This window comes from Paraburkholderia sp. RCC_158 (assembly GCF_041355255.1).
In the GTDB taxonomy this organism is placed as follows: domain Bacteria; phylum Pseudomonadota; class Gammaproteobacteria; order Burkholderiales; family Burkholderiaceae; genus Paraburkholderia; species Paraburkholderia graminis.
Genome location: NZ_JBFUPM010000001.1, coordinates 639,220 through 662,741, shown reverse-complemented (window position 1 = coordinate 662,741; position 23,522 = coordinate 639,220). Strand labels below are relative to the sequence as shown.

21 protein-coding genes are annotated in these 23,522 nt (G+C 60.4%); 14 read left to right on the top strand and 7 right to left on the bottom strand.

Translation table 11 applies throughout. From position 1 onward, the window contains the following. Positions 1-43: 43 nt before the first annotated feature. Complete coding sequence (locus tag AB6809_RS02940) at positions 44-2,038, bottom strand: SUMF1/EgtB/PvdO family nonheme iron enzyme (RefSeq protein ID WP_029967045.1); 1,995 nt, start codon at positions 2,036-2,038, stop codon at positions 44-46. 379 nt (positions 2,039-2,417) lie between these two features. Between AB6809_RS02940 and AB6809_RS02935 the strand changes: the two genes are divergently transcribed. The 9 genes from AB6809_RS02935 to AB6809_RS02895 all read left to right on the top strand — a co-directional run bounded on the left by AB6809_RS02935 (position 2,418) and on the right by AB6809_RS02895 (position 15,081). Further along, positions 2,418-2,921, top strand: coding sequence for a DUF4399 domain-containing protein (locus AB6809_RS02935; protein WP_029967044.1), 504 nt, complete (start codon positions 2,418-2,420; stop codon positions 2,919-2,921). Between the two features lie 38 nt (positions 2,922-2,959). Continuing rightward, on the top strand, positions 2,960-3,394 hold the full coding sequence (locus AB6809_RS02930; RefSeq protein WP_006047241.1) for a DUF4399 domain-containing protein: 435 nt from the start codon (positions 2,960-2,962) through the stop codon (positions 3,392-3,394). A 265-nt stretch (positions 3,395-3,659) separates the two neighbouring features. Continuing rightward, the gene (locus tag AB6809_RS02925) at positions 3,660-3,941 is read left to right on the top strand and encodes a hypothetical protein (RefSeq protein WP_006047240.1); all 282 of its coding nucleotides are present in this window, start codon (positions 3,660-3,662) and stop codon (positions 3,939-3,941) included. A 215-nt stretch (positions 3,942-4,156) separates the two neighbouring features. Continuing rightward, the gene (locus AB6809_RS02920; protein ID WP_044020371.1) at positions 4,157-5,596 is read left to right on the top strand and encodes an efflux transporter outer membrane subunit; all 1,440 of its coding nucleotides are present in this window, start codon (positions 4,157-4,159) and stop codon (positions 5,594-5,596) included. A 259-nt stretch (positions 5,597-5,855) separates the two neighbouring features. Beyond that, positions 5,856-8,483 carry an FHA domain-containing protein gene (locus AB6809_RS02915; RefSeq protein WP_371025984.1) on the top strand — a complete coding sequence of 876 codons (2,628 nt, stop codon included), beginning with the start codon at positions 5,856-5,858 and terminating at the stop codon, positions 8,481-8,483. Continuing rightward, the gene (locus AB6809_RS02910; protein ID WP_371025983.1) at positions 8,461-9,834 is read left to right on the top strand and encodes an HlyD family efflux transporter periplasmic adaptor subunit; all 1,374 of its coding nucleotides are present in this window, start codon (positions 8,461-8,463) and stop codon (positions 9,832-9,834) included. The genes AB6809_RS02915 and AB6809_RS02910 overlap by 23 nt, the downstream gene beginning before the upstream one ends. Before the next feature lie 37 nt (positions 9,835-9,871). Beyond that, positions 9,872-10,624, top strand: a complete 753-nt coding sequence (locus AB6809_RS02905) for a peptidylprolyl isomerase (RefSeq protein WP_029967041.1) — start codon at positions 9,872-9,874, stop codon at positions 10,622-10,624. Between the two features lie 42 nt (positions 10,625-10,666). After that, positions 10,667-13,723 (top strand): peptidase domain-containing ABC transporter, encoded by a 3,057-nt coding sequence (locus tag AB6809_RS02900; protein ID WP_029967038.1) that lies wholly within the window; start codon positions 10,667-10,669, stop codon positions 13,721-13,723. Then, a complete protein-coding gene (locus AB6809_RS02895; RefSeq protein WP_006047234.1) occupies positions 13,723-15,081 on the top strand; it encodes a sigma-54-dependent Fis family transcriptional regulator in 1,359 nt (452 codons plus the stop codon). The genes AB6809_RS02900 and AB6809_RS02895 overlap by 1 nt, the downstream gene beginning before the upstream one ends. Positions 15,082-15,100: 19 nt before the next feature. Here the strand turns inward: AB6809_RS02895 and AB6809_RS02890 are convergent, their stop codons facing one another. Beyond that, positions 15,101-15,871, bottom strand: coding sequence for a PP2C family serine/threonine-protein phosphatase (locus AB6809_RS02890; RefSeq protein ID WP_029967036.1), 771 nt, complete (start codon positions 15,869-15,871; stop codon positions 15,101-15,103). A gap of 5 nt (positions 15,872-15,876) precedes the next feature. Then, positions 15,877-16,164 (bottom strand): hypothetical protein, encoded by a 288-nt coding sequence (locus AB6809_RS02885; RefSeq protein ID WP_006047232.1) that lies wholly within the window; start codon positions 16,162-16,164, stop codon positions 15,877-15,879. Positions 16,165-16,625: 461 nt separating this feature from the next. Between AB6809_RS02885 and AB6809_RS02880 the strand changes: the two genes are divergently transcribed. Both AB6809_RS02880 and AB6809_RS02875 read left to right on the top strand, forming a co-directional pair. Then, on the top strand, positions 16,626-17,120 hold the full coding sequence (locus AB6809_RS02880) for a lecithin retinol acyltransferase family protein (protein WP_006047231.1): 495 nt from the start codon (positions 16,626-16,628) through the stop codon (positions 17,118-17,120). Between the two features lie 40 nt (positions 17,121-17,160). Further along, complete coding sequence (locus tag AB6809_RS02875; protein ID WP_006047230.1) at positions 17,161-17,415, top strand: hypothetical protein; 255 nt, start codon at positions 17,161-17,163, stop codon at positions 17,413-17,415. Here AB6809_RS02875 and AB6809_RS02870 read toward each other — a convergent pair. Then, positions 17,412-18,290 (bottom strand): LysR family transcriptional regulator, encoded by an 879-nt coding sequence (locus AB6809_RS02870; RefSeq protein WP_006047229.1) that lies wholly within the window; start codon positions 18,288-18,290, stop codon positions 17,412-17,414. The genes AB6809_RS02875 and AB6809_RS02870 overlap by 4 nt on opposite strands. A gap of 99 nt (positions 18,291-18,389) precedes the next feature. On the opposite strand from AB6809_RS02870, the gene bla reads away from it, so the two are divergent. Beyond that, positions 18,390-19,337, top strand: a complete 948-nt coding sequence (gene bla, locus AB6809_RS02865) for a class A beta-lactamase (RefSeq protein WP_029967034.1) — start codon at positions 18,390-18,392, stop codon at positions 19,335-19,337. A gap of 37 nt (positions 19,338-19,374) precedes the next feature. Here bla and AB6809_RS02860 read toward each other — a convergent pair whose 3' ends face one another. From AB6809_RS02860 to AB6809_RS02850, 3 genes are all read right to left on the bottom strand, one after another. After that, complete coding sequence (locus AB6809_RS02860) at positions 19,375-19,725, bottom strand: response regulator (protein WP_006047227.1); 351 nt, start codon at positions 19,723-19,725, stop codon at positions 19,375-19,377. A 5-nt stretch (positions 19,726-19,730) separates the two neighbouring features. Then, entirely contained in the window at positions 19,731-21,203 is a 1,473-nt protein-coding gene (locus tag AB6809_RS02855; protein ID WP_029967032.1) for an ATPase domain-containing protein, read from the bottom strand. Positions 21,204-21,446: 243 nt separating this feature from the next. Next, positions 21,447-21,917: a MarR family winged helix-turn-helix transcriptional regulator gene (locus AB6809_RS02850; protein ID WP_044020370.1), complete on the bottom strand. Its 471-nt coding sequence runs from the start codon at positions 21,915-21,917 to the stop codon at positions 21,447-21,449. A gap of 95 nt (positions 21,918-22,012) precedes the next feature. Between AB6809_RS02850 and AB6809_RS02845 the strand changes: the two genes are divergently transcribed. Then, positions 22,013-23,059: a squalene/phytoene synthase family protein gene (locus tag AB6809_RS02845; RefSeq protein WP_029967029.1), complete on the top strand. Its 1,047-nt coding sequence runs from the start codon at positions 22,013-22,015 to the stop codon at positions 23,057-23,059. 118 nt (positions 23,060-23,177) lie between these two features. Continuing rightward, positions 23,178-23,426, top strand: coding sequence for a hypothetical protein (locus AB6809_RS02840; RefSeq protein WP_029967027.1), 249 nt, complete (start codon positions 23,178-23,180; stop codon positions 23,424-23,426). Positions 23,427-23,522 lie beyond the last annotated feature (96 nt).

Here is a 23,522-nt window from a genome sequence, read left to right as displayed (position 1 = left end):
CTGCGGAGCTTGATGCAATGAGTTTAATTGCCGGCGCGGCGGATCACTTCAGATCTTTGACTACGCGGAAACCATCCTGCGATTGACGCACGCCCGCGCTGTATTTGAAGCGCGTCGCGCTCAGCATGTAGCCGCCGCCTTCGCGCCAGGAACCGCCGCGAATCACGCGCATGTCACAACCGGGGTTTTCCCACGCGCGGCCGTCGACGGGCGCTGACTGATACGAGTTGTGCCAGCAGTCGGCGGTCCATTCCCATACGCTTCCGTTCATGTCATAGAGGCCGTACGGATTCGGCGCAAAAGAACCTGCGGCTTCGGGGCCTTCCTTGTGCCACGGCTCGCCGCAGTCCTTGCAATTGGCGTTGCCCTTGCGCATCTGATCGCCCCACCAGTACGCGCTCGTCGTGCCGCCGCGCACCGCGTATTCCCACTCGGCTTCCGTGGGCAGACGGTACGGTTTGCCCGTCGTTCGCGTGAGCCACTTCACGTACTGCTGCGCGTCGTCCCAACTCACGTCGCGCGCGGGAGCTGACTTATTGGCATTCGTTTCCGGCGAGAGTTTCGGGCATGCATTCGCCGCGACGCAGGCATTCCACTGCTCGACTGTCACTTCGTATTTGCCGATAGCGAACGGCGTACCAATCGTCACGTGATGAACCGGCTTCTCGGACGGATCGTCGCTGTTGCTGCCCATCGAGAACGAGCCTGCGGGCAACGCGATCATGATCGGACACGTGGCACAGTCGCGGCTTTCGCCTGCTACTGGCGCACGCGTTGCAGGCTTTTGCGCGGTGGCTGCAGCGGGCGGTGCTGGCGGTGGAGTGGTGCTCGCGGCTGGCGGTGCGGAAGCGGCACGCGGGCGCTCTTGCGCCGCCGATGCAGTGGGCGCAGCAGGTGTCGCCGGCCGCGCTGTCGGCGGCGGCGCAACTGACGGCGCAACCTGCTGTGTCGACGCGTTCGGCGCAGGCGCATTCGCCGACGCCGCCCGCAACCTATCGATTCGCGCATGCGCGAGCGTGGCGAAGCGCCCATTCGGATAGGCCTTCAAATACGCTTCGTAATCGGCGGGGTAATTGCTGTCCTTGATCGAATTCCAGAAGGTGATTTCGTATTGCTCGGTGCTGTCTTTCGGCAGAATGCCTCGGCTGTGCAGTGTGACGACATGCTCGTTACTGGCGATGAGTCGCGTATCCCTAACCTTTACGTTGCTTGTCGTTAAGGTGGAATCGGGCAACGACGACTCAACCCAAGGTTGTTGTTCGCCGCCAGTCGCCTCTTTTACTTGCGCAGCGACGCTCGCGAGCAGGCTCATCAAAGGCTGCGTGGGCTTCTCGTCGAGTGCGCGCAGTAACGCTTGCGTATAGATGCCGTGGCTGTAGCCGTCGGCCGCAAAGCCGCCTTGCGCCGTTGCATAGGCAACGACCGTGTTCGGCGGCAGTGCTGGCGCCGCCTGCGTGACATCGCGCGTGAATGGATTGTCGAGACAGGTGTCCAGAATCGCGATGTTCAATGGTGCATTGCGCGACGTGTGCATTGCCTGCAACACGTCATCTAGATCGATGCCCTCGCGAATTGGCGAGGCCGGCGAGCGCACGTCGAGACCGGCAGGAATCAATAGCGTTTGTCCGCCGAGCCGCATGCCATGACCGGCGAAATAGAACAGACCGACATCGCCCGCACGCAGACGCTCGCGGAATTCGCCAATCGCTCGCCGCATTTGCAGCGGCGTTGCATTGGCAAGCACGACGACGTCGAAGCCGAGCGCGCGCAATTGCTTGCCCAGCGCTTGAGCATCACGCGGCGCGTTTCGCTCGATGACTTTCGACGCATCGGGACCATAGGCGCCATTGCCGATAACGAGCGCGATGCGCGAAGCGCCAACATGGTCGTGCTGCGGAGCGAACGGCGCGATCACGCTATTAGCCGGTGCGGCTAAATTTGTCACGCTCGCACTCTCACCCGGCGTTGCGGCAAATGCACCGCCGCAATTGACCAGAATGGCCCCGGCCATCCACATCAGCAGGAATATTCGCCACATCTTCGCATCCTGTTTGTTCCGGACAGAACATAGGTATTCGCGCACCGCATTGCCGCTGGAATACGTTGCGATTCGCCGATACCCCCGCCCGAAAAGCGAAGCATCGACGCGCTTTCGATCATCCGCGTTGCAACGTATCAACAACCATAGCACGCGCATGGCGGGCAACAACCAACACTTTTACCGAGTGCGCTATACGGTTAACGAGTGTGGCGTATCTTTTTGGCAAGTTACGTCCTAAGCTAATTCACAAAGCAACGTGGCACGGTCGTTTTAACTACGCGGCTGGCGCATCGCGCGCGCCCGCGATCAAGCACAATCACCCATCGCTGCCTTGCGCAGTCGAGATGGTCACGACCGCTCTTCGGGAGAGTGCGCCATGCGAAGAACCGACGTCCCCGCTGTTCCCAACCCGAGTTCAAGAAACACGCTGCGGCTGTGCGCATTGCGTGCGCTTTCGCGGACGGTGCTCGCCGTGTCGATTGTCGGCATGGTTTTGCCGGTGGCGGCATTCGCGGATTCCACGGCATCGCCTGCCGGTGCGGAGGAGTACATCATCTGGCCGCCCGACGGCGCCGTGATTCACGGCGGCAAGCTGTGGGTGCGCATGGGCCTGCGCAATATGGGTGTGTGCCCGAAAGGCGTCGCGTTTCCCAACACCGGGCATCATCATCTGCTGATCGATACGGACCTGCCCGCGCTCGATCAGGAGATTCCGTCGGACCGCAATCACCTGCACTTCGGCGCGGGCGAGACCGACGCGCGTATCGAGTTGCCGCCAGGCAAGCACACGTTGCAGCTGATTCTCGGCGACCACAATCACGTGCCGCATGCGCCGCCCGTGTACTCGAAAAAGATCACCATCACCGTGCAGAAAGACTAGCGCGTTCATCGCGGCCTGCTCAGGACGGAGAAACCTTCATGTATAAGTTCATTGCAGTCGCGGCGCTGGTGGCGTCGGCGACATGGGGCGCGGCGGATTTCGCCGTGGCGGCTGGGGCGGCGTCGCCTTCCGGCGCACATGCCTATATCGGCTATCCGAACGACGGCCAGGTGGTTACGGCCAATAAGCCGTTTCGCGTGTGGTTCGGTTTGCGCTATATGGGCGTCGCGCCGAAAGGCGTGAAGTATCCGAACACGGGACATCATCATCTTCTGATCGACACCGACTTGCCGCCGATGGACCAGGAGATACCCTCGGATCGCAATCACCTGCATTTCGGCGCGGGCGAAACCGAGACGATGATTCAACTGCCGCCCGGCAAACATACATTGCAATTGCTGATGGGCGACGACATGCACGTTCCGCACAACCCACCGGTGTACTCGAAGAAGATCACGGTCATTGCGCGTTGACGTTAGTTAGCGCCGATGTCATGCCGCAGCCAACCATTTCACACCTGCTGTTGGCCCCGATCCATCACATCGACGCTGATGCTTTCTGGTCACACGCTGTATTGCCCGGTCGACGTATTGTCCAAAGCCTTTATTCACGGCACTTCCATAGATTTCTTTGGATAGGGAAACGAAACTGGCACAGCCCATGCGTTAGTTACGTTCGAGTAGACAAGTTGCTCGAAACCAACCGCAAGACTGTGACCTTCCGTTCCGGAGATTTGCCATGAACACGCTGACGATCAAAGACCTGTCCATCACCGAACAACTCGACAGCAAGGCGATGAGCGCCGTGCGCGGCGGCACCGGCCACCTGTTACCGCCGTCGTATCTGAATTTCGCGCCGATCTATGCGCCGAACTTCAGCAGGAACGTCGACGCCACTCAACTGATCAGCACGACGATGAACATCCAGAGCGTCAATGGCAGCAACGGCGCGTTCATTGAGGGCGCGACGACCAACCTCAATCCGCATGTGACCGCGAGCAACAACATCTACATGCCGTAAGCGGCGCGTCCGCTAGCTGCGGTCCTCAAAAAGTTCGCGCACCCAATCGTTCTTTTCACGCGACACTTCCTCACCGCACATCTCCCGAGCTTTTGTCATGCGCCGCTTCGATGGTGAAGCGGCGTCGGAGATGCTTTACTTAAATGGTGCGCGCGGATTGTGCAGTGAAGTCGGCGTCATCGGAGAAAATCGTGTCAGCGTTGCCTGATTCAAAGATGGTTCAGCGCTTCTTCAACCACTCGACAACGGCGGCGTTGCGCGGGTTGTGCGCGGCAACGATCTGCGCGGCCTCACTGTGTGCTTGCGTCGACGTCGGCATGCCCGACTACAAGCGGCCCGATACGCCTGGCAAGACTTCCTGGACGGGACAGAGCGGCGCGCCGGTTTCCGCGGCGGCCACCATTGAACCGGATTGGTGGAAAGGCTTTAACGATCCGGCTCTCGACTCGTTGATTGCCAAAGCCATAGGCGGCAACTTCGACATCAAGATACTGGCTGCGCGTATCGACGTCGCGCGCACGCAGATCGGCGAAGCCAAGGCCGGCGCGTTGCCGACCATGGACCTCGGCGCCGGCGCGAGTTTCCAGAAAACAACCGGACAGACCTTCGCGAAGCAATACAACGTCGCGGCGCAGGTGAACTGGGACATCGACATCTGGGGCAAAGTGGAAAAGGGCGTGCAGGCACAGAAAGCCGAATTCCACGCGAGCGAAGCCGACTGGCGTGCGGGTTATCTCGAACTGGTGTCGAACGTGTCGAGTACCTATTTCCAGATCCTTCAATTCGACGACCAGATCGAACAGCAGCAAAAGACACTCGTCACCAATCGCCAGATTCTCTCGATCTACGAAGGCCAGCGCCGCAGCGGACTTGTTCCGCAGACGCAGGTGCTGCGGCAGCAGGCCGAAATCAATCGACTGACGAATCAGTTGCTTGAACTGCGTCGCTCGCGTGACCTCGCGAATAACGCGCTGTGCACGCTGACCGGTGTACCTGCCGGTGAGTTTCAATTGCCCAAAGGCCATCTGCAACAGCGCGTGCAATCGCCGGGAGTGCCCGACGGTCTGCCCGCACAACTGCTCGCGCGGCGCCCAGACTTGGTCGCCGCGGAATTCAGAGTACTCGAGGCGTATGACCTCGTGGGTCAGGCCAAACTCGCGCAATTGCCGACCATCAGCCTGACCGGGCACGGCGGCACGGCGAGTTTCGCGCTGACTGATTTGCTGAAATCGTTCACCTACGGCTTCATGCCGAGCATCAACATTCCCCTGCTCGATCCCGGTGTGCGCGCACACGTCAAGGTGACGCAGGCGCAATCGACGGTGGCGGAACAGCAGTACCGTGCGACTGTAATGGGCGCGTTCGAGGAAGTGGAAAACGCGCTGGTGAATCTGAACGCGCATAAGGCGCAGCGCGTTGAATTGCAGCAACAGGTGGATCGTCTGCAAATCGTGGCCGATCAGATTCAGTCGCAACTGCGGCTCGGCGTGGTGTCGCAACTGGAAGTATTCGAAACCGAGCGCACGCTGCTCGAGGCCCAGTTGTCGTTGCTGGCGAATCATCAACTGATTTTGTCCGATACGGTGCTGCTTTATAAGGCGCTCGGCGGCGGCTGGCCGAATGTCGATGTGCAGGCGCAAGTGAAAGAGAAGTAGAAAAGAGGCAGAGCAGAAGTAAAGGAGCATTGAGCTAATCCGCTCAGGCGCGCATGTGAAACCCGTTGCGGTTTCTCATATCGTGTGCAGCGGCTTATCACCGACGACCGGGAATTGACACTCGCAATGCGTGACTTACAATCGTTGAGGAACCGTGTTTCCGCCGGTTCTTTCAAACAAGATTTTCTCGCCGTCGTCCTTCGTGCTGACTCCGTTGCGCTCTCGCAGCAACGGGTAAACGATTAGTGATCCGGATAAAATGGCCGACGGCGAAATATCCATTGCCGAGAAGCGCGCGACAGTCGAAACCGCTTTCGACGTGCTGCTGTCTCCGCTTGCGTCCGCGCAACGCCCGGCACTGGACGCGATCCGCATTGTCGATAGCCTGTTCGCCATTGGGCGCAGCGAAGCGCCGTTCAACGACTACCCCGCCGAGTGGATCGCGCGTCTGTCGCGCCGTCATGCACGCGTTTTCATCGAGCACGGCGCGGTTTATGTCGCGGATCTCGGCAGCAAGAACGGCACCACGGTCAACGGCGTTGCCGTGCGCGAGACGCCCGCGCGCGTGCGAGCAGGGGACGAACTGTGCTTTGGCGGCGATCTCTGTTATCGCGTGAGTATCGAGCCGCGCGCCCGCATCGTCGCGAAAAGCAGCGCGGTGGTCGCGCCGCGCCTGCTGCTCGTGCCGCAGCGCGGCGATCTCGGGCTTCAGCCGGTTGAAGTGCAGGCGTTTCCGTTTCTCGTCAGTAAAGCGGACGAAGTCTTTTCTCGCTACAAGGACCGCTATCCGCATCAGGTCAATTACATCTCGCGTCGGCATGCGCACATCTTTCTGAAGGGCGCGGAGCTTTACGTCGAAGATCTCGGCAGCACGAACGGCACATTCGTCGGCGGAATACGGCTCGGCGAATCCGCGCTGCCGCTTGCCGATGGCGACGTCGTTGCATTTGGCGGCGACCACTTCGTCTACAGGGTGACGCTGCAAAAACCGCCCGAAGTCGAGCCGACCGTGACTCAGCTGCTCCTCAATCCCTCAGTCGCCAAACTCGCGGATGTCGCCGATGTCGACGCCGACAAAACGACGTTCGTGGGCGCGGCGCATTCGTTTCTCGACATCTTCTGCGTCGACCCAGCGAGGCAACGCGAGGACGAAATCAACGAGGCGGCGCACGTTACATCTGGACATGCGGGACGCACGCCGTCGGCTGGTGGCGGAGCGACTGCTGCATCGGCAAAAAGCGCGAACGGATCGCATAGTGCGGACAGCGCCACGAATGAATCGAATGGCGGCCGCGTCGCCGGCGTTTCCAGGCGCAAGCAGCGGCGCTGGCGCCTCATCGCAAGCGAGTTGAGCAAGGCTTTCGCAGGCGACGATCGCGCGAGCATGCGACGCATCGCCATGTGGGGCGGCGCGGGCGTCGTGTTGTTCGGCGCCATCGCCTTCACGCTTTACATGCGCGGTTCGTCCGAACGTGAACTGAAGAACCTGCTGGCGAGCGGCGACTATACGAGTGCTGTGCAATCCGCGAAGAACTACCTGGTGACTCATCCGGCGGACACGAAGGTGAGCGCGCTTGCAAGCGAAGCGCTGCTGAAGGCAAAGCTTCCCGATTGGCTCAACGTGCTGCAAAAGTCGCAATTCGATCAGGCCGATGCGCAACTCGCCGAGATGAAGTCGTTGACCGCGAATAACGCCGACGCACTTTCGCTTCTCGGCGAATTGCAATGGGTGGGCGATCTCGAACGCTTCGTCGCGGGGCGCGGCGGTGTTGAGGCACCGATCCGCATGTATCAGGATGAAGCGGCTATCGGTGGTTTGCTGCAACGCTGGGACGACGATCCGAAGAGTCATCAGCGCGCGCTCGACAGAATCGCGTCATATGTGCCGGTCTTCACAGAACCGTACGCGCAAGCCATGAGTCATTTGCGCAAGCTCGAGAGCGACGACTCCGTTTATCTCGCGGCAATCGGACGTCTGGACGGCGCGATTCGCACCGAGTTGGCGCGCGACAAACCGGCGGCATTGCCATCGGTACTCGACGATTATGCGCAGCGCTATCCGCGTCTCGCGGGAGTCGACCGCGTGCGCGACGATTTGCGCCAATACACGGCTTTGCTGGAAGCCGCGCTTGGCCGTCAATTGAGTACTCTGCTCGCGCTGATGAAAACCGCGCGCTTCAGTACGCCGCCGTTTCAGGAGCAATATCGGCAATTGGCCGCGACGCGTTTGCCATCGGCCGATGTCGTTCAGCGGCACGACGCAATCGCCGCTGCGTGGCGGCGCGGTGACGCGCAACAGGCGCTGACCGGATTGCAGTCGATGCCGGCGGGGCCGTGGTCCGATGTACTGGCCGCCGAGTTTGCTCACAAGAAAGCACTCCTCGATCAGTACAACGACTTGCAGAAAACGCGCAACGGAAAAGATTACGACCAGCGTCTGCTTTCTTTCTATGCGAGCCTCGATTCGTCAACGGATGTGTGGTTCGCCCAGTCTATTCAGAAAGACGTCGCCGCGTTGCACGATAAAGCGCTGTCACGCGCGCAAGATCTGATGCTGCGCGCACAGAGCCTGTGGAAGCAGTATCGCGCGAGCGGTCCGATTGGCGGCACGCAGCGCCTTGAAGCAGGCATCTCGCCGGGCTTTCGCAACGAGGCGCGCTTGCTGTCCGATGCGCAAACGGCCGCACAGCAGGGTATGCGCATCTATTCGCAGTTGAAGGCGGAATATCCCGCGGATTTCGACCGTTTGCTCGCCGATATAGAAGCGGAAACAACATTGCAGCGCCGCTCGCTGACCGAGTTGCGCATGGTGCTGGATCCCGCGCTGCTAAAAGCGAAGCTGGCGTTAATTGGAGGCGAGCAGAGTGAAGCGCGACAGTTACCCTAGGTCGCTGGCGCAAGCGCTGGAAGACCACAGTGTCGAAGGCATTGCGATACTCACTGCGGAGCCGGTGCGGATCGCGCGTGCGCTGATCTGGGCGATGGTCGCGCTGGTGGTCGCAGGCTTGCTGTGGTCGTTCGTGGGGCGTGCCGATGTGATCGTCAGCGCACAGGGCACGCTATCGCCGGAATCGGAAGTGCGCCGCATTTATGCGCCTATCGACGGCGAACTGGCCGACCTCTATATCGCGGAAGGCCAGCCCGTGTCGAAGGGCGATGTACTCGCGCGATTGAACGCACGCGGCGCGATCGAGGCCGCAAGCAATGCATTGCAGGCGCAATTAAAACTCGAAGACGCCGAGCGCGACTGGAAGCAGTTTCCGCAGAAGAAAGCGCTGATGGAGAGAAAAGCCGCGGCATTAAAGGCGCAAATGGAAGTAGAGGCACGTCTGCACGAGAACCGCGTTTCGGAAGGCACGACCAAGCTCGCCGAAGGACAGAAGGCCGAACTCGACGAAGCGCGCAGCGCGCTCGACAACGCGCGACGGGTGCGCGAGGCCGCACACCAGGAACTCGACCGCTATTCGCGGCTATTCGCGCAGCCGGGCGGCGGCGGTATTGCGGAATTGCAGGTGGAGCAAAAGAGAACCGCGTCGATGGAAGCGGATAACGCGTACCGTGTCGCGCAATCGAAGCTCGCCGAACTCGATTTCCGCTTGAGTCACGAATACGCGAAAGCGAATGCGGAACTGGAAACGAGCGGGCAGCAAGCTACGGATCTCCAGCTTCAATACGACGCAGCAGTGCGCGACGTCGCCGACGCGGAAGGCAAGGTGCGGCTGCAACTACAAAGCGCACGGCTCGTCTCGGAAGCCGCCGCGCGAATCCGCTTCGAGAACATCGACAAGGACAACTTTCTGCTGATTCTCGCGCCCGTTTCCGGTGTGATTACCGATGTCACGTCGACGCAGCGAGGCGACAAGATTCAGGCCAATTCGCCGCTCGGAGGCATCGCGCCAAAAGACGCGAAGCCGGTGTTGAAGATCGAAATCGCCGAACACGATCGCGCGTTTCTTCACGAAGGATTGCCGGTCAAACTGAAGTTCAACGCATTTCCGTATCAGCGTTATGGATTGATCAACGGCACGCTGGCCTATATTTCGCCGGCCACCAAGCCGTCATTGACGGACAAGCAGCCGGTTTATGAAGGCCGCGTCACGCTCGACAAAAGCTACTACGAGATCGCCGGTACGCACTATCCGTTGCGTTACGGCATGACCGCGAGCGCGGAAATCGTCGTGCGCGAGCGGCGCCTGATCGACCTCGGCCTCGATCCGTTCAGACAGGTGGCGGGTTGACCGCGCGGATCACATATCAACCAAAGGAGCGGACAACATGACCGCAATAGTGCGAATTGACGATGAAGTCGTGGATGTGGGCGAGTTCATCCGGCTTCTCAAACTGACTGGCCAGTTCGAAAGCCTGATAGAGCAGATAGTGCGCGACAAGCTGACGGTGCACGCGGCGAAGAAGCAGGGCATCGTCGTCACCGCCGACGACATTCAGGAGCGCGCCGATCAGTTTCGCCGCGTGCGAGGGCTGCATCGCGCGACGGATATGAACCAGTATCTCGACGTGCTGAACGTGAGCCTCGACGAATTCGAGGCGTTCATCACGGACGGCCTGTATCAGGAGAAGATGCTCGACCAAGTCGGCAACGAAGCGGCCGTCAGAGACTACTTCGCGCTCAATTCGCCGAAGTTCGATGCAATCGAAGTGAGCCATATCGTGCTCGACAGCGAAGGCAAAGCGAAGGAAATGATCTCGTATCTGCGCGACGATCCCGATAGTTTCGCCGACATGGCGCGCGAGCATTCGATTGCCGATACGCGAGAAGCGGGCGGTGTGATCGGCAAAGTACTGCGTGGCTCGTTAAAGCCGGACATCGAGGCAAAGATCTTTAACGCGGCGGTGGGCGATCTGCTCGGGCCGTTTCCGTCGGCGGATCGCTCGTGCTTCGAGATCTTCGCGGTGACCGCGAAATACCCAGCGACGCTCGACGCCGACGTGGCCGCTGAAGTCAGGTGCCTTTTGCGCGAAAGCTGGCTGATCGCGCGTGCGCAGGAGCATGTGATCGAAGCGCGCTAACCGGGCGCCACCGTCAGAAGTAGAACCGAGGTCCGCACGCTTATGGATGCACCCCAGACCGCGCCGTCCGCCGCCGAATTTCTTGCCTCGGTGGAGATACTGTCGCCTTTCTCGCGCGACGAGATCGAACGTCTAGCCGAATATGCGCAAGCGCGCTTCTATTCGTTTGGCGAAACCGTGTGCTCGACAGGCGAGACAGCCGACGGTTTATACATAGTCCGCTCGGGCTCGGTACGCATCTTCGTCGAGGAGCATGGCAAGGAAACGAGCATGGGCGTGCGCAAGTCGGGCGAGATCTTCGCCGATATTGCAATGCTGCGGACGTATGTGCATGAGGCGTCGGTGCGGGCGTCGGCGAAAACGGAATTGCTGTTTATTCCGCGCGCGGCAATCGAGCCCGTGATGGCCGGAAATCAGGCGGCGCTCGCGTTTGTCGCGAGCTATGTGGCGATCAATTCGGCGGGTGGCTTTGTCGCGCAGCTATTCGATTTGCGCGGCAAACTCAACAAGGCCGAACTCGAAGAATACGTGCGTAGCGTCGGCGTTAAACGCGTGGCGGCGGGCAAGGAAATCCTGCGGCAGGACGCACGCGACGACCGGCGCTTATACGTGGTGCGCCAAGGCGAGGTACGCATTGTCCGGCACGAAGAAGGGCGCGACTACACGCTCGCCACGCTCGGCGAAGGCGAGATATTCGGCGAAAAGGCGTGCTTGATGCGCCAGGAGCAAATGGCTTCGGTGATTGCGTCGACAGACGCGCGGCTGCTGGTGATTCCCGAGCGCACCGTGCACTTCATACTCGAACGCAATCCGAAGCTGCGCGAAGTACTGGACGAGCGCATTCGTTATGGCGATCGCGAATTGCAGCGGCAAAAGCGGCTCGAGCAACGCCGAAAACTGCCGCTTATGCTCGATTTGCAGAGCAAGCCCGCGTTGGGCGAGAAGATAATCAAGCGCTTCGCGTTGGTCGAGCAAGCGGAAGAAATGGATTGCGGCGCCGCGTGTCTCGCGATGATCTGCCGCCATTACAGCATTCCGATGACGCTCGGCAAATTGCGCGAGCTCGCGAATGTGACCACGCAAGGCGCGACGCTCGACAGTCTCGCGCGCGCGGGCGAATCGCTTGGCTTCACCGCGCGTGGCGTGCAGTGCACGTTCGATTCGCTGCGTGGTTTCGATTTGCCGTTCATCGTGCATTGGGAAGGCTATCACTATGTCGTGGTGTACGGCCTCTCTACCGAATATGTATGGGTCGCCGATCCGGCGCTCGGCTTTCGCAAATTGACGGTCGAAGACTTCGAGCGCGGCTGGAGCGGCACATGTCTGCTGTTTACGGGCGGTCCGCAACTCGTGCAAATGTCGGCGGCGCGTTCGCCGTGGATACGCTTTGTCGGCTACCTGAAGCCGTACAGAAAGATTCTCGGGCACCTGTTTCTGGCCACATTCGTGATTCAGGTGCTGGGTGTGATTCCGCCGCTCATCATCCAGAACATTCTTGACGGTGTGATCGTGCATCAGAACGTGAGCCTGCTGCATCTGCTGATTGGCGGGCTCATCATTGCCAATGTGTTCTCGCAGCTCATGTCGTCGATTCGCGCGTACCTCGCGAATTTCATGGTGCGCAATATGGACTTTGCGATGATGTCGCAGTTCTTCAAGCACACGTTGTCGCTGCCGTTCTCGTTCTTTGCCAAGCGCAAAACCGGCGACATCTTTGCGCGCTTTCAGGAGAACCAGACCATTCGCGCATTTCTCACCGAATCGACGGTGACGACCGCACTGAACCTGCTGATGGTGTTCATCTACTTCACGATCATGTTCGTCTACAACGTGAAGATGACGCTCGTGTTGATCGGATTCGTTATTCCTATCATGGCGCTGACCGCGTTGGCCACGCCGAAGATCAAGAACTATGCACGCGAGGTGTTCACGGCGTCGACGGAATCCAAGTCGTTTCTCATGGAGGCGCTGGCCGGCGTGGAGACGGTCAAGGGCATGGGCATCGAGCGGCCCGTGCGTTTGCGCTGGGAAAAGAAATACGCGAAAGCACTGGAAGTGCAGTACCGTGCGCACGCTTTCAATATTCTTGTCGGGCTCGGCAGCCAATTGCTGAACGCCGCCACGACGATTGCAATTCTATGGGTCGGCGCGAATCTCGTGCTTGCGCGCGAAATGACAATCGGGCAATTGATCGCATTCAACGCATTCATGGGCAGCGTGTTAGGCCCGTTGATGGGACTCGTCGGCTTATGGAGCATGCTGAACGATGCGGGCGTCGCGATGGAACGGCTCGGCGACGTGCTCGACATCGAGCCAGAACAGAAGCCGGAAGATCTGCCCTCACGCGTGATGTTGCCCGAGTTGCAAGGCGAAATAAGCCTGAACGGCGTGTACTTCCGTTATGGCGAGAACGATTCCGCCTATGTGCTGGAGAACATCAGTTTCGACATCAAGCCCGGCGAACTGGTCGCGATTGTCGGGCGCAGCGGCTCGGGCAAGACCACGCTCGCGAAGTTGCTGGTGGGCTTTTATGCGCCGAGCGAAGGCAAGATGTCGATCGACGGTTATGACCTCAGCGTAGTCGACAAAGCCTATTTTCGCGCGCAGATTGGCTATGTGATGCAAAGCAACCTGCTTTTTTCCGGCACGATTGCCGAGAACATCGCAAGCGGCGACGACGCACCCGACCGCCGCCGTATAGAAGAAGTCGCGAGAATGGCCGACGCGCACGCGTTCATCAGCAAGATGCCGCTGGGCTATGAGCAGATTGTCGGCGAACGCGGAATTGGTTTGTCGGGCGGTCAGATACAGCGGCTGTGCATTGCGCGCGCGCTGTATCACGATCCGCGTCTGCTCGTATTCGACGAGGCGACGTCCGCGCTCGATTCGCAGTCGGAAAGCAACATCCTCGGCAATATGCATGACATTCTGAAAGGCCGCACGGCGGTGATCATCGCGCATCGGCTGAGTACGATCATGCGTGCCGACAAGATCCTTGTTCTTTATGAAGGGGCGATTGTCGAACAGGGCCGTCACGAAGAACTGCTGCAACGCGGTGGCATGTACTACCAACTCGTGCAGAAACAACTGAGTGCGTGATGATGAAGATACTCGACCAGATTGAAGACATCAGTCCGGCGATTTCGTATGCGGGTTTAATCGAGCGGATTGAAATTCTGCGCTCGACGCTGCGATGGTCGTCGCGACTCGAACGCACCGACATCGACAAGCTGTTGAGGCAGGCCACGTCGCTGCGCGATGAAGTCATGCAGCTATCGCACAAGGAGCGCTTCGTGCAGGCCGCGACGTCGGCGGAGCCGGAGCAGCGCGCCGAGCAGTCGCGCGGGGCGCGCAGGCAGGCACTGCTCGCGCGCAGCTTCATTTTCGAAGGCACGTTCGGCGACAATGCGCGGCTCCTGGAATCGCTGGAAATTGCCGAGAAGGCCGCGCCGACAGACTTGCCGGTTCTGATCGACGGCGAAAGCGGCACCGGCAAGGAACTGATGGCGAAGGTCATTCATGCCAACGGCTCGCGTGCGGATAAGCCATTTATTTCCGTGAACTGCGGTGCGATTCCGGACAATCTATTGGAGTCGGAATTGTTCGGGCATCGCAAGGGTGCGTTTACGGGCGCTTCGAATGACCGCAAAGGTAAATTCGAAAGTGCCCACACGGGTACGATTTTTCTCGACGAGATCGGCGAGTTGCCGCTCGCCGGTCAGGTGAAACTGTTGCGCGTGCTCGAAGCGCACGAGATTCAACGCGTCGGCTCCGACGAAACCATTGCGGTGGATACGCGCATTGTCGCGGCAACGAATCGCAATCTGCGCAAGCTGAGCGAGGAAGGCAGATTCCGGGAAGATCTGTTCTACCGGCTTAGTGTGATTCACGTCACGTTGCCGCCGCTGCGCGAACGGCGCGATGAAATTCCGCTGCTGATTGCCTGGTTCGGCGACGAAGCTGCCGGCACGCTCAAGCGCAGACCAGTGAGATTAACCCCTCGTTTACGGGACTTTCTGCTTAACTACGCTTATCCCGGCAATATCCGCGAATTGCGTAACGTGATGTACCGCATCTCGTGTCTCGCCGGCGACATGGCGGATGTCGACCACTTGCCGACCGACATGCGGCCCGCAGCGCCAGGTTCGGCGGCGGCCTTGCAAGGCGTCGCGAATGGCTCGGGACAGCAGCCGATCAGCGTGGCGAATCTCATGTCGCTCAGCGACGCAAAGCGCGCGGCGAGTGACGACGCGGAAAAAGCCTTTCTCGAACGCGGACTACGCGAAGTGAATGGCACCGTCGCGGAACTGGCGCGCCGTATCGACATGAACCGCTCGCATCTGCAAATGCTGCTGAAAAAACACGGGCTTCATTCGAAGGAGTTTCGCAATCGCAATGTCGTGCCTTTGGACCGGAACGGCGCAGACGAGCGCGAAGAAGACGATGGCGAGACATAAAGCGACGATGTCCGCTCTGTCATGGCGCGGGATTCAGCAGCGTTTTGTCGGCGGCATAAGGATCTTCCGCGCGCACGACGACTGCCGTGATGTTGTCCCGGCCGCCGCGCTCGAGCGCGAGGCTCACGAGTAGATCCGGCGCGTCGGCGTGGGCGGCTGTGTTGAGCACCGCCAGCATGTCGGCTTCGTCGACCTCGTTGCTCAGGCCGTCGCTGCACAGCAGGAAGATGTCGCCGTCCGCGACTTCGATTGCATCGTCGTCGAGTTCGAGCAGATCGGTCGCGCCCACGGCACGCGTAATCATATGCTGCGCGGGATGATGCCGCGCTTCTTCATCGGTAATCACGCCGAGCGACTTGAGTGCTTCAACCTGACTGTGATCGCGCGTGAGTTGGCGCAGTTGTCCGTCGCGAACGAGATAGAGGCGGCTGTCGCCGGCCCACACATAGCCGCAAAAGCGATCGCACGCGAGAAGCACGACGACAGTGCTGCCGATGCGCTGCACCTGGCGGCGCGCGGCCTCTTCTCTCAACTGACGATTCGCGACCTGCAAATGCGCGCGTGCGTCCGCGATAAACGCCTTCATGCTGACGGGCGGCGCGAGCCGCTTTAGCGCGTCGATCACGAGGCGGCTCGCGAGGTCGCCGACCGCGTGCCCGCCCATGCCGTCCGCGACGGCCCAGCGTCCCAGTTCGGCGTCGTCGAGGCAGGCATCTTCATTGACTTCGCGCACGCATCCCGCGTCGGAACGCGCGCACGACGTCCAGCGGAATTGGCTCGCGCAAGTCACAACGGCTACACCATATCGTTTCTGCTGCGTGCGTCGGGAGCGACGCTAATGTTCGAGTTCGCGCCGGTATTGCGCACGTCGACCGACTGGAACTGGTTGATCATCTGGTTAGCATAGAAGTTGTTGGACACCTCGTACAGGTTCACGACCGGCCCAATGCTCGGCGTTTCCCGCACATAAGGCTGAATCCATCCATAGACCCACGGCGCACCGCCTCCGCCGCGAATCGCCGCCATTGCTTTGCGGTCGAGTGCGAGGTTCAGCGAAAGATCGTTCACAGAAATAGAAGCCATGTCGTTCTCCGGTTGACCGCGTGCGCGACGCGCGCGGTTTTTATGGATCTGGGCGAGATAGTGCAAGCGCTATGCCAATTCGTACGCGACGTCCTGCGTTCTTCTGTGATGCGTTGACTGGCGTGGGACTGCGGGCCGCTCGGAGCGTGTTAGGCGAGTCGCGTGCAAAGCGATAGGTCGGGCGGTAGCCAACATCCATGCGCCGCAACCGGTGTGGCGCCCAACACTTTCTCAACGCATCGCGAGGCTTCCAAAAAGCTCTCCAAAGCACAGCTCGTGACGTGACAAAAGATCGGGAATCGCCAACACATCGACCCGATTTCTGTCGGTTCAGCGCACACACTCGCGTCGTTAAAAGCCGCGCATTTTCGCGCAAAGCCCTATAAACAAGGGCTTCCGAGCGCATGGCCCGGATGATGCAAAAGACCTCGCAACAGTGTTGGAAACAAACGAGGCAAGCCATGAACACGAACTCTCTTCAGACGACAAGCGATGCGGCCGATGAACCGTCGTCCACCATCGACTTGCCGATCGGTTCGCATCTGGTCTCCACCCGCTGCGGTTACGAACATCACGGCATTTATGTGGGCAATGGCCGTGTGGTTCATTACGCGGGCTTTGCCGGTTCGGCGCATCGCGGCCCGGTTGAAGAAGTCGAACTCGACCGCTTCGCCGCCGGGCATCCGCTGACGATCAGAGCGACGCTCGGCGCGCGCTACCTCGGCGAAGAAGCAGTGCGCCGCGCGCGCTCACGTCTCGGCGAGAACCGCTACCGCCTCTTGACCAACAACTGCGAACACTTCTGCGCGTGGGTGCTGCTTGGCGAAAGCCGCAGCGAACAGGTGCATTGCAGCTTGCGCCATCCGCGCACGGGCATGCATGTGCTGATGTGCCTCGTGAAGGCATTCGTCGAGGCCGGCGCGAAGAACAGGCAGTTCGCCGCGCAAGTGGCGTGAGTTATCGAAAGAGATGAGTGAAGGAACCGAGGAGAACATCATGGCTGCTGCCGAAAAGACCTTGCACTGGGCCGTCGACAAATGGCTTGCACCTACGCCGTCGATGCCGGCACGAGTGGTCGAGTTCTGCCACCGCGCGTCACTGCATCAGCGTTTCGTGCGCGTTGAGGCGCTGCGTCCGGGCGGCCTGCTGTCCATCTTCTTCTTCCGTCACGACGACGGCTCGTGGAACGTATTCCCGCCGCAAGCCGAGCGCCCCGCGATGAACGGCTATCGCCGCACGGGCCTGTGCTAATCCGGCGTGTGTGTGGCCGCTTCCTTGATGAGCCATTGACTGAACAGCAGCATCGCGGGCGTCATCGGCTTGCCCTTTAGCCATGTGAGCCAGTAACTGCCGGCATGGACTTCGACATCGAACGGACGCACGAGGCGGCCCGTATTGATCTCTCGATCGAACATCAGCGCGGGCGCGAGTGCGATGCCCGCGCCCTGCATCGCCGCTTCGACCATCAATCGCGAAGAATCGAACACGGGTCCGCGAATGGGCCGCGGTGGAATGCCCGCAGCGGCGAACCAGTTGCTCCAGTCATCCGCGCGATAGGAACGCAGCAGCGTTTGGTCGGCGAGATCCGCGGGCGTCGACAGACGCGCTGCAATTTCCGGCGTGCATAAGAGCGCGAGCGGTGCATCGAGCAGGCGCGTCGCGAGTGAACCGGGCCACGTGCCGTCGCCGAAACGGATTGCGAAGTCGAGCCCTTCGGTCGCGAGATCCACGAGATTGTTGTTCGTCAGAAGCCGCAATTCGACGAAGGGATGAGCCTCTCGAAACGATTTCAGCCGCGGCATGAGCCAGCCGACCGCGAACGTACCCACCACGCCGACCGTCAGCACTTCATGAAAGTGGCCGCCTTCGAATTGCTTGAGCACGGCTTCGATGCGATCGAATGCGTCAGTCAGGACGGGACGCAATGCAAGACCCTCGTCGGTCATCGCGAGACCGCGCGGCAAGCGCTTGAATAGCGTGGTGCCGAGACGTTCTTCGAGCGATCTGACCTGCTGGCTGACAGCGGCCTGGGTGACATTCAGTTCGAGTGCCGCGCGCGTAAAGCTCAAGTGCCGGGCGGACGATTCAAAAGCGCGCAGCGCGTTAAGCGGGAGATAAGGTCTCATGGCCGAGGCATAAGTTTTTCTTGTGAGCGCATTAACTTATCATCGTTTGTCAGCGGCGGCGGGAAAACCGATAGTTGCGGCTTCACACAAGGAGCGGCAATGATCACGAGAAGAAAATTCGCGGGTACGATGCTGGGCGTTTCGATAGCTGGGGTTGCGTTCGGCAACGGCGGCGCGTGGGCCAAGAACGCGGAATCGGGCAAGGCAATCAATGGAACGCGGCAGCGGCGACAGTTCGCGAAAGCCGATGCGATTCGCGCGCGGCTCGAAGAGATCGAAGCACAAAGCGGTGGACGGCTCGGCGTGTCGATCGTCGACACGACCTCGGGACTGCACGCCGGCTTGCATGCGGACGAGCGCTTTCCGATGTGCAGCACGTTCAAACTGCTCGCCGCGGGGGCGATCCTCGCGCGTGTCGATCGCGGCGAAGAAGATCTGCAGCGGCGCATCGTCTATCCGGAAAGCGAACTGGTGCCGTACTCGCCGGCGACGTCGAAGCACACTCGCGAGCGCACCGGCAACGCGGGCATGAGTATCGCGGAGTTGTGCAAGGCGGCGATCACGCTCAGCGACAACACCGCGGCTAATCTGCTGCTGCAAAGCTTCGGCAGTCCTGCTGCACTGACTGCATTCGCGCGTAGTCTCGGCGACGGCATCACGCGGCTGGACCGCAATGAGCCGACGTTGAACGAGGCGACGCCTGGCGATCCGCGCGATACGACGACACCGAATGCAATGCTCGGCAATATGCGCGAACTCCTGCTTGGCGAGCGTTTGAAGTCGTCATCGAGAGTGCAATTGCTCGCGTGGCTCGCGGGCAATGAGACCGGCGGCGCGCGTCTGCGCGCAAAGCTGCCGAAAGATTGGGGCGTGGGCGACAAGACCGGCACGGGCGATCACGGCACCGCGAACGACGTGGCGATTTTCTGGCCGCCGGGACGCGGCCCGGTTCTCGTGGCCGTTTATCTGACCGGCACTGCGGGCGACGCCGCGCGCAACAACGCGGCGATTGCAAACGTCGGCGCGCTGGTGGTGGAGTCGGTTTGACGCTGCAAGGCGGTGGTGAGCCGCAGTAAGAGAAGCGCTACACCGACATCCGCTTGAGCATTGCGAGCAACGCGTCGAACGCGATCGGCTTGCGCGCGTATTCGATAGACGGATTGGGTTGCACCGGAATATCCGCGGCCGCGCTGCATAGAATGATCGGAATGTCGCGCAGTTCGGGATCGGCGTAAAGCGCCGCGCACAGTTGCAGCCCCGACATGACCGGCATCATGCAGTCCGATACGATGATGTCGGGCCTCGTTCTGCGTATCTGCTCGAGCGCGACGGCGCCATTCGATGCGGTCAATACCGTATAGCCGTGGCGCTCGAGCAGCAGCCGCCATACCGTGAGGATGTCGAATTCGTCATCCACGACCAGAATGGTTTTCATGGGTGCTACGCCGGTCGCCGCGGCTGCAACGTCGCGGACAGACCTGATGCCGAAGAAACCGTGGCGCTGAGCGGGCTTTCGATAACATCGAGCCCTTGCGATGAGATCACCAGCTCATGCGTGGACGGATCATGTGCGCTTTCGCGCTGCTTGACGATGGAGATCGCGCGCCGCAGTCCCGCGTCTGTCTCAGCGTAACGCAGCAGCACGAGGTTCTCGGTGAGTGCCGAAACGCGCGTGGTTCTCGAATGGCCGTGATCGGAATGGAGCGGCATTTCTTCTATGACCAGCGTCGTGATGCCGGCCTCGCGCAATTGATGCAGCAATGCGTTAAGGAACAGCCCGAAGCGCTCGACGCGCAACGCGGAATCGCGGAAGCCTTCCACTCCGTCGATCACCATGCGCGTCGCCCTCATGTTCTTCGCGGTGGCGAGCGCCTTCGCGGCGATTTCGTCGACGGCGAGTTCAATGGCGGGCTGCCATTGAATCAGGAGACGGCCGTCTTCATACGCTTCGTTCAGCGGGATCGAAACGGCCTCGGCTTTGCCGAGGAGCCGTTGCGGTCCTTCGTAAAAGCCGAGATACAGACAACGTTCGCCGCGCGCGACGCCCGCTGCGAGAAACTGCAAACTGAGCATCGTCTTGCCGACGCCCGACGGTCCAATCAACGTCGCGGTCGAGCCTTGCGACAGACCGCCGCCGAACATGACATCGAGATGCGGCAAGTCGAAACCGACCCGTGCTTTAAGATCGACCGGTCCACTCGGCGCGGCGCATTGTGCTTCGAGACGCGGGAACATCAGAAGCCCGCTTTCGGCGATGCGAAAGTAGTGCTTGCCCATCAGATGATTGCGCGCACGCATCTTGTGCACTTCGATTTCGCGCGCGCGGCGCATGCCGTCGCTATAGCGGTTGAGTTCGATCAGACCGTCGACAAGCGTATGTTCCGGATGCGGCTCGTTGCCGGACAGCGGCGCGAGCAACAGCGTCGTGCAGTCCATTGCCGCGACGAGAGCGTTCAACTCATGAATGAACTTGGACAACGACAGCTCCGTCTCGCTGAACTCGCGGGCGCTACGAAAGCCGTCGATGATCATCAGGCTCGGGCGGTAATCGTAAATGCTCGACGCAATGAGTTTCAGAAAGCCGTCCAGGCCGTCCTGCATCAGTTCGTGATAGCCAGAGACAAAAAGCATTTGCTGCGCGACGGCTTTTTCGTCGAAGAAAGTCAGGCCTTTCAGGTGCGCGAGCAACTTGTCGTGCGATTCGGCGATGAGCGTCATGTACAGCACCTTCTCGCCGCGGCTTACGCGATGAAAGCCGATCTGGCTCGACAGGATCGTCTTGCCGGCGCCGGCCATGCCTTCGAGAAGATAAACGCCGCCGCGCACGAGACCGCCGCCCAGGATCTCGTCAAGGCCGGGCACGCCCGTTTCGACGTTAGTGCGAGAGAGGGGCGGCGATTCGTGAATGTTCATTATCGTGTGTGGTTGGACTGCGACTAGCGGCGCTCGCTGACGTCAGTGCGTTGCTTAAGCTAACTACGTCAGCAAAGTGCGTTCCCGCTGTTTACCCGCAGTGGCGTGAATACGAAGCAGCGAAGATTGAAAAGTTGTGTTCGGCAAACGCCCGAAAGTACAAAAGAAGTACGTGCGACGTGGCATATCGGGCGCGGAGGCATGAAGTCCATCGCCATTATCAGACGCCACTGCTTGCCGACGCTACCCGCGCAAATTGCGTACGAAACTTTCGAGGTGCCGCTGCACCGTGCCGGCTGTTTCCAGTTCGATGCCTTCGAGCATCTGCTTTTCAATGGCTTTCACCGCCTGCTCGCATTGGCGCAGTACGGTACGGCCCTCGTCGGTCAGTTGCAGCAGCACGATGCGGCCATGCGTGGGATCGGGCTCGCGGCTCACCCAGTTGCGGCTCGCCATCGCGTTCATCACTTCGTTGGCTGATTGCGGTGTGATGAACGAGCGCTCGGCAAGCTGCGCGTTCGACGCTTGCCCTTTCGCTTCAAGCACGGAGAGCGCGGTAAATTGCGCGAGGGTCAAGCCGAGCGGCGCGAGGGCTTCGCTCATACGACGCCGCAAGATACGGTCGAGGCTGCCGATCACATAGGTGAGCCGCAGGCTGGGTCGGCGAGTACGCGTGGCGCTGGGTTCAAGAGTCGAATTCTGGTTTTTGCTCATTGTCGGCACGAGATTCAGGCTATCCCGCATCTTAGCGCGGCTTGCCGTATACAATTGCCCACCGCCTGAATTTTGCCAATACTGATATCGCACCCATGCCGACTCCGACCCGGGCCTTTCTTCTCGGTCCGCTCCTGAAAGGCGTATCACGCTCGTTCTACCTTACGCTTCGCGTGTTGCCGGTGGGCATGCGCGATCCAATCGGCCTCGCCTATCTGCTCGCGCGTGCCGCCGATACCATCGCGGATACCTCACTGATCGCGCCGGAACAGCGGCTCCAATTGCTGCTGTCATTGCGCGATCAGATCAACGGCGCGGCAAACGACGGCGCGCTGTTTCAGCGCATGGCCGCTGAAGTGGCGGGTCAGCAGAGCCAGTCGGACGAGAAGCTGCTGCTCGAATCGCTCGGTCCCGCGCTAGACGTGCTGACGCAATTGAGCGAGCCGGACCGCAACGCCGTGCGCGCGATTGTGTCGACGTTGACCGAAGGCATGGAATTCGATCTGCGCACGTTCCCCGACGAACGCTCGGGCCGCATCGCGGCGCTGCGCGAATATGGCGAGCTCGACCGTTATACGTATCTGGTGGCGGGTTGCGTCGGCGAATTCTGGACCACGATGACCTACGCGCATATGCCCGGCACGCTGAAGGAGCGGCCGGACATCATGGCCGCCCGCGGTGTGCGCTTCGGCAAGGCGCTGCAAATGACCAACGTATTGCGCGATTGCGGCAAAGACCTGCGGATCGGCCGCTGCTATCTTCCGCAAACGATGCTGGAACAGCACGGCCTTAGCCCGCAAGATCTTTTGCTGCCGGCCAATTCGCTGCGCGCGCGTCCGCTGATGGTCGAGTTGTTGCGCAAGACGCTCGATCATTTCCGTGAGGCGCTCGATTACACACTCGCGATTCCCGCTTTTTCCGTGCGTCTGCGGCTCGCATGCTTGTGGCCGATTCTGATCGGCCTCGAAACGCTGCTGCTGCTCGTGGACAACAAGGCGTGGCTCGATCCGCAGCAGGTCTCCAAGGTGCGGCGAAACAAGGTGTATGGGATCATCGCGTCGTCGCTGGTTTTGGTTTCGTCCAATACATTGGTGCGTCGATCAATCGAGCAGCGCATTCGGGACATCGAAGCGCGCTTCTGACGCGGCCTCCCTGTGATCGCGCGATTTAACCTGCGTCAGAAGACACCCGAGAATCGGGAAACCCCTAACACCGCGCGCAGAGGGTTCGCGTTAGTCTCCTCGAAGGAGGAGACGATCCATGAGACAGGCGTTCAATATTGCGGTGGTGCTGTTGCTTGGCTATCTGCTGGCCGACCGCGCGCTCATGCGCGCGCAGGCCGGTGAAGTAGGGACGATCACGTGCCATCAGGGCGCGGAACTCGTCAAGGCAAACGCGTTCAAGAAGGGTTTCGGAGAAGCCGGCGCAAGCAGCCAGGGTGAAAATTTCCTGTCGAACTGCCTCGTCACGGGCCGCGGCCAGGTGGGCGAGCTGATCGCTCGCGACTGATTCGCCAGTCGGCTCGTTGCACGCACAACTGTCGGCATTGGCAAAAAAGCGCCTGGACCGGTGCGATCCAGGCGAAGTCATCGGTAGCCGATGACG